Annotated in this window: 11 protein-coding genes; 5 read left to right on the top strand and 6 right to left on the bottom strand. The window is 58.0% G+C overall.

The window, feature by feature from the left end:
• Window positions 1–51 precede the first annotated feature (51 nt).
• On the bottom strand, window positions 52–1080 hold the full coding sequence (locus tag ACW55A_RS01155; RefSeq protein ID WP_003365373.1) for an amino acid ABC transporter substrate-binding protein: 1029 nt from the start codon (window positions 1078–1080) through the stop codon (window positions 52–54).
• A gap of 485 nt (window positions 1081–1565) precedes the next feature.
• Here ACW55A_RS01155 and ACW55A_RS01150 point away from each other — a divergent pair, with 485 nt between their 5' ends.
• Window positions 1566–2225 (top strand): alpha/beta hydrolase, encoded by a 660-nt coding sequence (locus ACW55A_RS01150; RefSeq protein WP_003365375.1) that lies wholly within the window; start codon window positions 1566–1568, stop codon window positions 2223–2225.
• A gap of 121 nt (window positions 2226–2346) precedes the next feature.
• Window positions 2347–3798, top strand: a complete 1452-nt coding sequence (rhlB, locus tag ACW55A_RS01145; protein ID WP_003433621.1) for an ATP-dependent RNA helicase RhlB — start codon at window positions 2347–2349, stop codon at window positions 3796–3798.
• A 3-nt stretch (window positions 3799–3801) separates the two neighbouring features.
• Here rhlB and moaE read toward each other — a convergent pair whose 3' ends face one another.
• The 5 genes from moaE to ACW55A_RS01120 all read right to left on the bottom strand — a co-directional run bounded on the left by moaE (window position 3802) and on the right by ACW55A_RS01120 (window position 7964).
• On the bottom strand, window positions 3802–4251 hold the full coding sequence (gene moaE, locus ACW55A_RS01140; RefSeq protein ID WP_003365379.1) for a molybdopterin synthase catalytic subunit MoaE: 450 nt from the start codon (window positions 4249–4251) through the stop codon (window positions 3802–3804).
• A 2-nt stretch (window positions 4252–4253) separates the two neighbouring features.
• The gene (gene moaD, locus ACW55A_RS01135; RefSeq protein WP_003365381.1) at window positions 4254–4499 is read right to left on the bottom strand and encodes a molybdopterin converting factor subunit 1; all 246 of its coding nucleotides are present in this window, start codon (window positions 4497–4499) and stop codon (window positions 4254–4256) included.
• Window positions 4496–4981: a cyclic pyranopterin monophosphate synthase MoaC gene (gene moaC / locus ACW55A_RS01130; RefSeq protein ID WP_455807876.1), complete on the bottom strand. Its 486-nt coding sequence runs from the start codon at window positions 4979–4981 to the stop codon at window positions 4496–4498. The genes moaD and moaC overlap by 4 nt, the downstream gene beginning before the upstream one ends.
• Window positions 4982–5096: 115 nt before the next feature.
• Window positions 5097–6491 carry a PhoH family protein gene (locus ACW55A_RS01125; RefSeq protein WP_003365383.1) on the bottom strand — a complete coding sequence of 465 codons (1395 nt, stop codon included), beginning with the start codon at window positions 6489–6491 and terminating at the stop codon, window positions 5097–5099.
• 294 nt (window positions 6492–6785) lie between these two features.
• Window positions 6786–7964, bottom strand: a complete 1179-nt coding sequence (locus tag ACW55A_RS01120; RefSeq protein ID WP_455807877.1) for a polysaccharide deacetylase family protein — start codon at window positions 7962–7964, stop codon at window positions 6786–6788.
• Window positions 7965–8166: 202 nt separating this feature from the next.
• Here ACW55A_RS01120 and yaaA point away from each other — a divergent pair, with 202 nt between their 5' ends.
• The 3 genes from yaaA (at window position 8167) to alg8 (ending at window position 12660) form a co-directional block, all read left to right on the top strand.
• On the top strand, window positions 8167–8946 hold the full coding sequence (yaaA, locus tag ACW55A_RS01115; RefSeq protein ID WP_455807878.1) for a peroxide stress protein YaaA: 780 nt from the start codon (window positions 8167–8169) through the stop codon (window positions 8944–8946).
• Window positions 8947–9761: 815 nt separating this feature from the next.
• A complete protein-coding gene (locus ACW55A_RS01110; RefSeq protein WP_003365389.1) occupies window positions 9762–11078 on the top strand; it encodes a nucleotide sugar dehydrogenase in 1317 nt (438 codons plus the stop codon).
• A gap of 100 nt (window positions 11079–11178) precedes the next feature.
• Window positions 11179–12660 (top strand): mannuronan synthase, encoded by a 1482-nt coding sequence (gene alg8 / locus ACW55A_RS01105; protein WP_002552255.1) that lies wholly within the window; start codon window positions 11179–11181, stop codon window positions 12658–12660.
• Window positions 12661–12689 lie beyond the last annotated feature (29 nt).

The following is a 12689-nucleotide window of genomic DNA, read 5'->3' as shown; positions in this document are numbered from 1 at the left end:
CCAACAGAACAACGCCCGACAGGCTGGGAAGCCTGTCGGGCGCCGGGTCAATCAACGAATAGGTGGAGCGTACTGGATGCCACCGGCATTCCACAGGGCATTCTGACCACGCTTGATTTTCAGCGGGGTGCCTTCGCCCAGGTTGCGTTCAAACACTTCGCCGTAGTTACCGACCTGCTTGACGATCTGCACGACCCAGTCTTTCGGCAGCTTGAGGTCCTTGCCGTAAGTACCGTCGGCGCCCAGCATACGGGCTACGTCGGGGTTCTTGGTCGACTTGGCTTCAGCTTCAACGTTCTTGGAAGTGATTTTGGCTTCCTCGGCGTTGAGCATGGCGAACAGGGTCCAGCGAACGATCGAGAACCAGTCTTCGTCGCCTTTACGTACGACAGGGCCCAGAGGCTCCTTGGAGATCACTTCAGGCAGAACAATGTAATCGTCCGGCTTGGCCAGCTTGCTGCGCTGTGCGTAGAGCTGCGACTGGTCGGAAGTCAACACGTCGCAACGGCCGCCTTCCAGCGACTTGGCGCTTTCGTCAGAGGTGTCGAAGGTGATCGGGGTGTATTTCAGGCCGTTCGAACGGAAGTAGTCGGAGACGTTCAGCTCGGTGGTGGTACCGGCCTGGATGCAGATGGTTGCACCGTCCAGTTCCTTGGCGCTTTTCACGCCCAGCTTGTTGTTTACCAGGAAGCCGATACCGTCGTAGTAGGTAACGCCGGTGAACACCAGGCCCATGCCCGCATCACGGGAACTGGTCCAGGTGGTGTTACGCGAAAGGATATCGATCTCGCCGGATTGCAACGCGGTGAAGCGCTCCTTGGCGTTCAACTGGCTGAACTTGACCTTGGTGGCGTCGCCGAACACAGCGGCTGCAACGGCGCGGCAGACGTCAGCGTCGATACCGGTGATCTTGCCGGTGGAGTCCGGAACGGAAAACCCTGGCAGGCCATCGCTGACGCCGCACTGGATGAAACCCTTCTTCTGAATAGCGTCAAGCGTGGCACCGGCGTTGGCAGCCCCGGTCACACCGAATGCGGCCAAGGCGGTGACGACAGCCAGGGTAGATTTCAACATCTTCATTCAAAAACCTCCAGTTTGCTCTTTGTTGTGTAGGTGTCTCAGTCGCGTCGCACCTTTGTGAGGCGCTAATGACCCGTGCTGGCTTATTTTTGGGTCATGCAACGCTGGGCCTGAATCATGAATTGCCTGCAGGATCATCCCGTCATTCGTCTTCATCATTCAGAATCGGCCCCGTGGACTGAAACCCCATGATTTTCCCGGACCGGAGCGGTACAGGTTGAATCGTGCCGCGAATCCTGACGCATGGACTCCCGAGCTGCTTTTCGATCGCTATAAGTAATAGCCTTATAGTGTTACCGAACGATGTGAGCGACTCGACTCCAGTCCTGCTGTAGCAAAGCCCGTACCAGCATGCTGGCTAAGTCGAATTAGCGACAGGTCAAGACAAAAACTTGTAACCTTGCGACATCTTCTTTCATTTTTAATCTACCCGCGCACCTTATTAATGCGCTCAAAAAGAGCCCGCGCACACAAATGGAGCAGTCATGAGCGATTCTTTGATCATTGAACCTTCCAGCCCCGCCGACGCCTGCGTTATCTGGCTGCATGGATTGGGTGCCGACCGCTATGATTTTCTGCCGGTCGCCGAGGCGCTGCAGGAGTCGTTGCGCACCACCCGCTTCGTACTGCCTCAGGCACCGACGCGCGCCGTGACCGTCAATGGCGGTTATGAAATGCCCAGCTGGTATGACATCAAGTCCATGAGTTCAGAGGCCCGGGCCATTGATCATGATCAGATGGAAGCCTCGGCGCAGAAGGTGCTGGACCTGATCGAGCAGCAGCGCGACAGCGGCATCGACCCGGCGCGAATCTTCCTGGCCGGTTTTTCCCAGGGGGGCGCGGTGGTCTTGCACGCTGGCTACCGTCGCTGGCAGGGCCCATTGGGCGGCGTACTCGCGCTGTCCACTTATGCCCCTACATTCAGCAACGAGATGACCCTGTCGGCGAGTCAGCAACGCATCCCGGCCTACTGCCTGCACGGCAAGCACGACGCGGTTGTGCATTACCCAATGGGCCGCGCCGTCTACGACCACCTCACCGCCCAGGGTGTAACCGTTCAATGGCAGGAATACCCAATGGAGCATCAAGTGTTACCGGAGGAAATTCGCGACATCGGCGTCTGGCTGGCTGAACGGCTTCGCTGAAGCGCTCTGAGCCCCTTGCGACGGACCGCTTTTGTAGCTCGCCATGGATGGCACTACGCCGAGCACGGTTCTTGCTTTACACTGCTCGGCGTACATTCCTTAACCAATTGATGAGATGACCGTGCTCAAAGCACTTAAAAAGATGTTCGGTAAGAGCGAGGCTGAGCAGCCTGCGCCTACTCCGATAACCTCTATTCCCACCTCTCCCGCTGCCACAGGCGACACACCGGATCATGCTGTCCAGACTCAGGCTCTGGACACAACCAGCGAGCCCTCCAAAGCCAGAGCGCCGCGCACCGACAAGCCGAGGGCCGAGCGCCCGCGTCGCGAGCGCGTGACAAAACCGCCCGCGCCGGCCTGGAAACTCGAAGATTTCGTCGTCGAACCCCAGGAAGGCAAGACCCGCTTCCACGACTTCAACCTCGCGCCTGAACTGATGCATGCGATTCAGGACCTGGGTTTCCCGTACTGCACACCGATCCAGGCGGGCGTACTGGGCTTCACCCTCAAGGGCAAGGATGCGATCGGACGCGCCCAGACCGGCACCGGCAAGACCGCTGCGTTTCTGATCTCGATCATCGAACAGCTGACCCAGACGCCGCCGCCTGCAGAACGCTACATGGGTGAGCCGCGCGCGCTGATCATCGCACCGACCCGCGAGCTGGTGGTGCAGATCGCCAAGGACGCCGCCGACCTGACCAAGTACACCAACCTGAACGTCATGACGTTCGTCGGTGGCATGGACTTCGACAAGCAGCTCAAACAACTCGAAGCACGGCACTGCGACATCCTGGTCGCCACGCCTGGCCGCCTGCTGGACTTCAACCAGCGCGGCGAAGTGCATCTGGACATGGTCGAAGTGATGGTCCTCGACGAAGCCGACCGCATGCTGGACATGGGCTTCATCCCGCAGGTACGTCAGATCATTCGTCAGACGCCGCACAAGGGTGAGCGCCAGACCCTGCTGTTCTCCGCGACCTTCACCGAGGACGTGATGAACCTCGCCAAGCAGTGGACGACGGACCCTTCGATCGTCGAGATCGAATCGCTGAACGTTGCCAGTGACAACGTCGAACAGCATATCTATGCCGTCGCCGGCGCCGACAAGTACAAGCTGCTCTACAACCTGGTAACCGACAATGGTTGGGAACGGGTGATGGTCTTTGCCAACCGCAAGGACGAAGTCCGGCGCATTGAAGAGCGTCTGGTGCGCGATGGCGTGAACGCGGCGCAGCTGTCAGGCGATGTGCCTCAGCACAAGCGCATCAAGACCCTTGAAGGCTTCCGCGAAGGCAAGATCCGCGTGCTGGTCGCCACCGATGTGGCCGGTCGCGGCATTCACATCGACGGCATCAGCCACGTGATCAACTTCACCCTGCCCGAAGTGCCGGACGATTATGTGCACCGCATCGGCCGTACCGGTCGCGCCGGCGCCGATGGCGTGTCGATCAGTTTTGCCGGTGAGGATGACTCTTACCAGTTGCCCGCCATCGAGGAAAAACTGGGCCGCAAGATCAGTTGCGAGACACCGCCGACTCATTTGCTCAGGGCCGTGGTACGCAGCAACGCCTGATGCTTACTTCCAGCGATCAGCCGCTTGGTGATCGCTGTGACGACCTTCCACCCAGCGCGTGCCTTCTGACGTGTTTTCACGCTTCCAGAACGGCGCGCGGGTCTTGAGGTAGTCCATGACGAAATCACAGGCTTCGAACGCCGCCTGACGGTGCGCGCTGGCAACGCCGACGAACACGATCGGCTCGCCAGGCTCCAGCGCCCCTACCCTGTGCAACACATCGACGCGCAGCAACGGCCAGCGCTGTTCGGCCTCGGTAACGATTTTTGCCAGTGCCTTTTCGGTCATCCCCGGATAGTGCTCCAGAAACATGCCGGACACTTCGCGCCCTTCATTGAAATCCCGAACATAGCCGACAAAACTGACCACTGCGCCGATGCCGAGGTTGGCAGCATGCAGCGCGTTGACTTCAGTGCCTGGGTCGAAGGCTGCCGCCTGGACGCGAACGCTCATCATCAACCTCCTGTCACGGGCGGAAAGAACGCGACTTCATCGCCATCGGCCAACGGCTCGGTCGGCTTGCACAGTTCCTGGTTGCGAGCACACATCAGGTTCTGTTCGGCAAGCACCTGCCAGGCCTCGCCACGCTGCAGCAGCGTCTGGCGCAACGCATCCAGCGTAGCGAACTCGCCTTCGACGGACTCGTTGTCCACGCCCAGGACTTCACGGTAACGGGCAAAATACTGGACCTGAACCTTCATGACGATACCTGTGCCTGATCGGCAATGAAGTGACCGCTCTTGCCGCCCAGCTTCTCCAGCAGCCGGACCGACTCGATGACCATGCCCCGGTCTACGGCCTTGCACATGTCGTAAATGGTCAGCGCGGCAACGCTGGCGGCCGTCAGGGCTTCCATTTCCACACCGGTCTGCCCGGCCAGCTTGCAGCTCACGGTGATGCGCACGGCATCATCACCCTCCGCGGCGAGGTGGACCTTGATGCTGGTGAGCATCAATGGATGGCAAAGCGGGATCAGATCGCTGGTTTTCTTCGCCGCCTGAATACCGGCGATACGTGCGACGGCAAACACGTCACCCTTGGGATGACCACCGCTGACGATCATTTGCAGCGTCGTCGGCAGCATGCGCACAAAGGCTTCGGCCACCGCCTCACGGGACGTCACGGCTTTATCCGTGACATCAACCATATTGGCGCGACCCTGGGAATCGAGATGAGTGAGCACAACGTTACTCCTTGGCAGAAGCAAGAAGTGTAGAGGGAGTGGCAGTTACACGCTACAAGCCGTGAGCTGCAAGCAAGGAACCCATTCACACATGGGCTCCCCGCATGCATCTGATTTACAAATGACTCTCCGCGTATTCGGCCAGTATCGAGCGTGGCACGCCCTGCAGGGTGATGTGCACGCCGTTCGGGAAGTCCTTGAAGCGCTCCGTCAGGTAGGTCAGCCCGGAACTGGTGGCCGACAGGTAAGGGGTGTCGATCTGCGCCAGGTTGCCCAGGCAGACCACTTTGGAACCGGCACCGGCACGGGTGATGATGGTTTTCATCTGGTGCGGGGTCAGGTTCTGGCATTCATCGATCAGAATCAGACTTTGCTGGAAGCTGCGACCTCGAATGTAGTTGAGGGATTTGAACTGCAACGGCACCTTGCTGAGGATGTAATCGACACTGCCATGGGTGTTTTCGTCATCCATGTGCAGCGCTTCGAGGTTATCGGTGATAGCGCCGAGCCACGGCTCCATCTTCTCCGCCTCGGTGCCGGGCAGGAAACCGATTTCCTGATCCAGCCCCTGAACGCTGCGGGTGGCGATGATGCGCCGATAGCGCTTGGTGACCATGGTCTGCTCGATGGCAGCGGCCAGGGCCAGAATGGTTTTACCCGAGCCCGCAGCGCCTGACAGGTTGACCAGATGAATATCCGGGTCGAGCAACGCAAACAGCGCCAGCCCCTGATAGATATCGCGCGGCTTCAGCCCCCAGGCCTCCTGATGCAGCAAAGGCTCCTGGTGCATGTCGAGAATCAGCAGTTCGTCGTTCTTGACGCCTTTGATCCAGCCGACAAAACCCTGCTCATCGACAATGAACTCGTTGATATGAACCGCCGGCAGCATTTCAGTGAGCTGCACGCGGTGCCAGGTACGACCACGCTCCTGACGCGTATCGACCTTGCTGACGCGGTCCCAGAACGAACCGGTCATGTCATGGTAGCCACGCGACAACAGTGAAACGTCGTCGACCAGTTGGTCTGTACTGTAATCCTCGGCAGCAATGCCACAGGCGCGCGCCTTGAGGCGCATGTTGATGTCTTTGGTCACCAGCACGACGCTCAAGTCCTTGTTGCGCGCATGCAGGTCAATCAATTGGTTGATAATGATGTTGTCGTTCAGGTGCTCGGGCAGCAGGCTGTTGGGTTCCTCGCGTTTGCTCATCAAAATCGACAGGTAGCCCTTGAGCACGCCTGTACCACGATCGATGGGCACGCCCTTCTCGACTTCCTCAGGCGAAGCTTCGCCCAGGGTCTTGTCGATCAGACGGATGGCCTGACGGCATTCGGCAGCAACCGAATGTTTACCGGCCTTGAGTTTGTCCAGTTCCTCCAGAACCGTCATGGGTATGGCGACGTGGTGCTCTTCGAAGTTCAGCAGTGCGTTTGGATCATGAATCAATACGTTGGTATCGAGCACGTAAAGGATTGGCTGGTTGGTGGAAGGGGTGCGTCCGTGGTCATCCATACTCGCTCACCTTTGTAGAAGCCGGGCGACGCAGAACCACGACAGTACTGCGCCACGAAAAGGCCGCCGGATTCTCCCCTTCAGGCAGGGCAGAAATGTCGCTCAAGGTGGGTCTTGGAAGACGCCACCTGTGTTGCAGGTTTCGGCGGTCTGTATTCGTAATACAGCAAAAGGGATGACAGAAAAAAGCTCTTTGACAGTTTTTTGAAGTTTATTTCACAGCCTGACGAATAGGACTTGGCGGACGTACCCCGCACGTTTAAAGTCGGAAGTCCGCCCACGCCGAATCTGCCTTCATTCCCCTTCCGGCGCAGCCTCTTCACTGCTCTGCAGCCCTTGTTCTTCGGGCGCTTCAGAGATATTTCGGCAATCGTCCCAGATCAACTCGCTTTGCGCGGTATTGGCCAGCAGCAATGGCAGCGCCGACTGCGCCTTGTTGGCCACATCGTGGAATACCACCGTCCCTTTGCGCCAGAGCAGCATGAGTGTCAGTACACGGTCGCCCACCTGCTCTGCAGAAAGCCTTCCAGTGTCGTCTTCGGCGTCGATATTCCACAATGACACGCGCAAATGCTCGGTGCGGAAGAAGTTGCCGCTGTCGGCACGTCGATGGCCATAAGGAGGGCGAAACAGCGGCACGAAGTTGTCCGGCAACACCTGCTGAACCAGTGCCGCGCTGCGTTGCACTGAATTCTGCCAGTCCAGCCACTGACTGTGCGAACGGTACTCCCAGCCCTGGATGCCCACACACTGCTGGCGATACAGCGCCTGCAAACCTGCAACCGACGTGCTGTCGAGACGCTCCTGAAGACTCTTGCCCAGCACGAAGAAGGTGGCGGTCATTTTCTGCTGGCGCATAAAGTCAGCCAGCCAGTCGGTACCACCGTCGGCCGGGCTCGGGCCACTTTCGAAGTTGAGCATGAAGGTGCGATCCGGCATCTCGTCGCCGCTCATCTCATCGGAGTTGTAGCGTTCGATCTCGCTGCTGGTCTGCGGAAACAGGGCTGCCATGAACAGCAGCTCGTTCAGATAACGCTGGTGGAATGCGGCGCTGGGTCTGGCCCAGTTGGCGTAGAACGAATCGTTGGATACCTGGTATTCCTCGGCGCGCTGCCGGAACTGATCCATGTCCTCGACCAGCACACAGAAATTGGCGTCCTGCTCACAGCTCTTCTGTGCGTTCTGGTAGTTCTCCAGCAACCGCAGCCACAGCCGATGACGAACCACATTCAACGACGGCACGTTGACGAAGCGCAGGCCGAGGCGCTGCTTGAGGCCCTCCTCATCGAGCTTTTCGCTCAGGTACAGCTCGTGGGCAAAAGCGAGGATCTCCGCACGCGACGCGACGTCGAACAACCCCGGCGTCTCGAGCCGTTCAGGCCAGACGCTGCGGTCAATGGTGGCGATGACCGGCGCTGCCGCCTGCGCCTGAAGCCAGAACAGACCTGCACACACTGCTAAAACGATACGCAAACCCGATGTCCTCTCGATCAACCATTAACGTCATGACCAGCGCGCCACTATAGCTGATATGCGCCGGGCTTCTTATGTCGGCGCGCATACAAAGCCGCAGGTCATGCTGGCATCACCCGCGGAACGGTCTCTATTGCCACCATCGCTGGAGTCGCAGGCTGTCAGCCCCTAGAATCCACGGACGATAAAAGGAGACGATTTCATGCTGATGGTGATTTCCCCGGCAAAAACCCTCGATTTCGAGACACCGCCCACGACCGGCCGCTTCACTCAGCCGCAGTACCTGGACCATTCCCGGGTGTTGATCGAGCAGCTGCGTGAACTGACGCCGGCGCAGATCAGCGAACTGATGCACCTGTCCGACAAGCTGGCCGGATTGAACGCGGCACGCTTTGGCAGCTGGAACCCGGACTTCACCCTCGACAACGCCAAGCAGGCACTGCTGGCCTTCAAGGGTGACGTCTATACGGGCCTGGAAGCGGAAACGCTGAGCGAAACGCAGCTCGACTACGCGCAGGGCCACTTGCGCATGCTGTCAGGTCTGTACGGCCTGTTGCGTCCACTGGACCTGATGCAGCCCTACCGGCTGGAAATGGGCACCCGGCTGGCCAACGCTCGCGGCAAGGACCTCTACGCCTTCTGGGGCACGCGGATCAGCGAATGGCTGAATGAAGCGCTGGCAGACCAGGGCGACGACCTGCTGCTCAACCTGGCCTCGACTGAATACTTCTCTGCCGTCAAACGTTCGTCGCTCAAGGCAAGGATCATCGACACCGAGTTCAAGGACTTCAAGAACGGCCAGTACAAGATCATCAGCTTCTATGCGAAAAAAGCACGCGGCATGATGAGCCGCTTCGTTATAGAAGAGCGCATCAATAATCCCGAAGCATTACAAGCGTTCGATGCACAGGGCTATCGTTACAACCGCGAACAGTCGACCCCTGACAAGTTGGTGTTTTTGCGCAACATCGCAGAACACTAGATGATGTAACCGTCGTGTAACAGAGCGCTGTTACACGGCCTGTCCTACGATCCAACACCAAATGCCAACTTCATGACGCCAGACAAACGTCAACTTTTCGACTCGCCACTCACGTGCGATTTTTTCTTAAAAAAAAATCCATTTTTTTAACTAGTGGCGTTTCAGCTTTTTACAGTAGTGGCACTTTCATATTCACCCCTCTACACCCCTCGTAAATCGAGGCTTTTACGAAAAAAGCCATCATCTCGATACCCTCCCTGTGACAAATCGGATACCGCAAAATCTGCAAATCAGGACGAGTGGCCAGGAACTAAATACGAATTCATACGCTCCTACATCCCGTAACAATTCTGGGCTGACGTGTAAGAGATCACTTACAGGTCGCCTCGAAAAACGGGAAGTTACCGACAAGGAAGCCAGGCCCACGTGATCCTGGCGTCAGGTACCAGAACTAAACTCACATCACTAGTTGATGTTGTAGACAGGCGAAGCGCCGAACCGGTGTGATGCGCAGGATTCGAACAGGACGGCCCTGGCTTGCGCCAGAGGCATGCTTACCGAGGTCCGCCGTCAATCGTCGAACAAGGAGTGGTTTACTGCATCCAAGGAGAGCAAGGCCCTGACCGAACGGACAGGTTACTTGCCGCTTGCACTTAGTGTCATTTGAGTTCGCCTTACTTGTTTTGGGCACTCACTCATTAAATATGCCTGCGTTAGTTCCACGGCGTTGTTAGCCGTGAGGGATGGCGCGTGACATCTGCTGGCCAAAATTAATATCCAGCCAATTTATGGCGTGAAAAATCGAGGAGAATACGATGCGTATCAGCATATTTGGTTTGGGTTACGTCGGTGCAGTCTGTGCCGGTTGCCTGTCTGCCCGCGGTCACGAAGTAGTTGGTGTGGATATTTCCAGCACCAAGATCGACCTGATCAACAACGGCAAATCACCTATCGTTGAACCGGGTCTGGAAGAGCTGTTGCAGAAAGGTATCAGTACCGGAAAACTGCGCGGCACTACAGACTTCGCCGAAGCCATTCGCGCCACCGACCTGTCGATGATCTGCGTCGGTACGCCGAGCAAGAAGAACGGCGATCTGGAACTGGATTACATTGAATCGGTGTGCCGCGAAATCGGTTATGTCCTGCGTGACAAAGCCACTCGCCACACTATCGTGGTTCGCAGTACCGTACTGCCGGGCACTGTTGCCAACGTCGTTATCCCGATTCTGGAAGACTGCTCCGGCAAGAAAGCCGGTGTTGACTTCGGCGTTGCCGTCAACCCTGAGTTCCTGCGCGAAAGTACTGCGATCAAGGACTACGACCTGCCGCCAATGACCGTGATCGGCGAGTTCGACAAAGCGTCGGGCGACGTTCTGCAATCGCTGTACGAAGAACTCGATGCACCGATCATCCGCAAGGACATCGCTGTTGCCGAGATGATCAAGTACACCTGCAACGTGTGGCACGCCACCAAGGTTACTTTCGCCAACGAAATCGGCAACATTGCCAAGGCCGTCGGCGTCGATGGCCGTGAAGTGATGGACGTTGTCTGCCAGGACAAGGCGCTGAACCTGTCCCAGTACTACATGCGCCCTGGCTTCGCATTCGGCGGCTCCTGCCTGCCGAAAGACGTTCGTGCCCTGACCTACCGCGCCGGCAGCCTGGACGTTGAAGCTCCCCTGCTCAACTCGCTGATGCGCAGTAACACGTCGCAAGTACAGAACGCTTTCGACATGGTTGCCAGCTACGACACCCGCAAGGTTGCACTGCTGGGCCTGAGCTTCAAGGCCGGTACTGACGATCTGCGTGAAAGCCCGCTGGTAGAGCTGGCCGAAATGCTGATCGGCAAGGGCTTCGACCTGAGCATCTTCGACAGCAACGTTGAATATGCACGCGTTCACGGTGCCAACAAGGACTACATCGAATCCAAGATTCCGCACGTTTCCTCGCTGCTGAACTCGGACTTCGACCAAGTCATCAATGACTCCGACGTCATCATCCTCGGCAACCGCGATGAGCGTTTCCGCGCCCTCGCCAACAAGACCCCTGAAGGCAAGCGCGTCATCGATCTGGTGGGCTTCATGGCCAACGCCACCAGCGAAGACGGTCGTGCCGAAGGTATCTGCTGGTAAATCAGCCGCAAGCCACAAGCGCCAGGCTCCAGGCCACAGGCTCAAGCAATGTGCTTGCAGCCTGGGGCTTGAGGCTCGCAACTGACTTAGGGATACGATTATGCAGAGGCTCAAGCACGGCCTGTTACAGGCCGCAGGTTGGCTGTTCTATTTAAGTTTACTCATGGGCCTTGCCGCGGCATTGCCTACCAGTATCTTCGACTCACAGTCGAAGAACTTTATATTCCTGATTGGCGCCGTTGGTATCTGGCGCTACTCGATGGGGATCACGCACTTCGTGCGCGGGATGATTTTCCTGTACATCGTCTACCCGCACTTGCGCCGCAAGGTTCGCAAGCTGGGCAGCGCAGCAGACCCGTCCCATGTGTTTCTGATGGTCACCAGCTTCCGCATCGACGCACTGACCACCGCACAGGTCTACAACTCGGTTATCCGCGAAGCCATCGACTGCGGCCTGCCGACGACTATCGTCTGCTCGCTGGTGGAAATGTCCGATGAGCTGCTGGTCAAGAGCATGTGGGCGAAGTTCAACCCGCCGGAGCGCGTCAAGCTGGACTTCGTACGCATTCCGGGCACCGGCAAGCGCGACGGTCTGGCCTATGGCTTCCGCGCCATCTCGCGTCACTTGCCTGACAGCCGTGCCGTGGTTGCAGTGATCGACGGCGACACCGTGCTCAACGAAGGTGTGGTCGCCAAGACCGTGCCGTGGTTCCAGCTGTTCGACAACGTCGGCGGCCTGACCACCAACGAGTTCTGTGAAGTACGTGGTGGCTACATCATGAGCGAGTGGCACAAGCTGCGTTTCGCTCAGCGTCACATCAACATGTGCTCGATGGCCCTGTCCAAACGCGTGTTGACCATGACCGGTCGCATGTCGGTGTTCCGCGCAACCGTGGTAACCGACCCCGAGTTCATTGCCGACGTGGAAAGCGACTCGCTCAATCACTGGCGTCTGGGCACCTTCCGCTTCCTGACCGGCGACGACAAGTCCAGCTGGTTCAGCCTGATGCGCCTGGGTTACGACACGTTCTACGTGCCGGACGCAGCGATCAACACCGTGGAACACCCGCCCGAGAAGAGCTTCCTGAAAGCCAGCCGCAAGCTGATGTATCGCTGGTACGGCAACAACCTGCGTCAGAACTCGCGTGCACTGGGTCTGGGCGTACGTCGCCTGGGGATTTTCACCAGCATCGTACTGTTCGACCAGCGTGTGTCGATGTGGACCTCCATCCTCGGTCTGACCGTCGCACTGATCGCCAGCTTCAAGTATGGCGGCGCGTTCCTGTTGATGTATCTGCTGTGGATCGGCATGACCCGTCTGATCCTCACCCTGCTGCTGTCCCTCTCGGGACACAGGATCGGGCCCGCCTACCCGATCATTCTCTATTACAACCAGATCGTCGGCGCGCTGATGAAGATCTATGTCTTCTTCCGCCTGGACCGCCAGTCCTGGACTCGCCAGGACACCAAACTAAGCCGCGACATGGCCAGCTTTCAGGGCTGGTTCAACACGTGGTCGTCCCGAACCATGACTTTCTCGGCTGGCACCATCTTCGTCGCTGTGCTGTTGACGATGGTTTGACCGGGCCAACGGATTAATCGCTTAAGTAG

The sequence above is a fragment of the Plantibacter cousiniae (nom. nud.) genome (genome assembly GCF_977070315.1).
Note: the sequence above shows the minus strand (reverse complement) of the source record. Positions and strands in the feature narration are given on the sequence as shown.

Excerpts from the sequence above, each read along its gene's own strand:
- ACW55A_RS01155 (WP_003365373.1), bottom strand. The coding sequence starts at position 1,080 with ATGAAGATGTTGAAATCTACCCTGGCTGTCGTCACCGCCTTGGCCGCA.
- ACW55A_RS01150 (WP_003365375.1), top strand. The coding sequence starts at position 1,566 with ATGAGCGATTCTTTGATCATTGAACCTTCCAGCCCCGCCGACGCCTGC.
- moaE (WP_003365379.1), bottom strand. The coding sequence starts at position 4,251 with ATGAGCGTTCGCGTCCAGGCGGCAGCCTTCGACCCAGGCACTGAAGTC.
- moaD (WP_003365381.1), bottom strand. The coding sequence starts at position 4,499 with ATGAAGGTTCAGGTCCAGTATTTTGCCCGTTACCGTGAAGTCCTGGGC.
- ACW55A_RS01125 (WP_003365383.1), bottom strand. The coding sequence starts at position 6,491 with ATGGATGACCACGGACGCACCCCTTCCACCAACCAGCCAATCCTTTAC.
- yaaA (WP_455807878.1), top strand. The coding sequence starts at position 8,167 with ATGCTGATGGTGATTTCCCCGGCAAAAACCCTCGATTTCGAGACACCG.
- ACW55A_RS01110 (WP_003365389.1), top strand. The coding sequence starts at position 9,762 with ATGCGTATCAGCATATTTGGTTTGGGTTACGTCGGTGCAGTCTGTGCC.
- alg8 (WP_002552255.1), top strand. The coding sequence starts at position 11,179 with ATGCAGAGGCTCAAGCACGGCCTGTTACAGGCCGCAGGTTGGCTGTTC.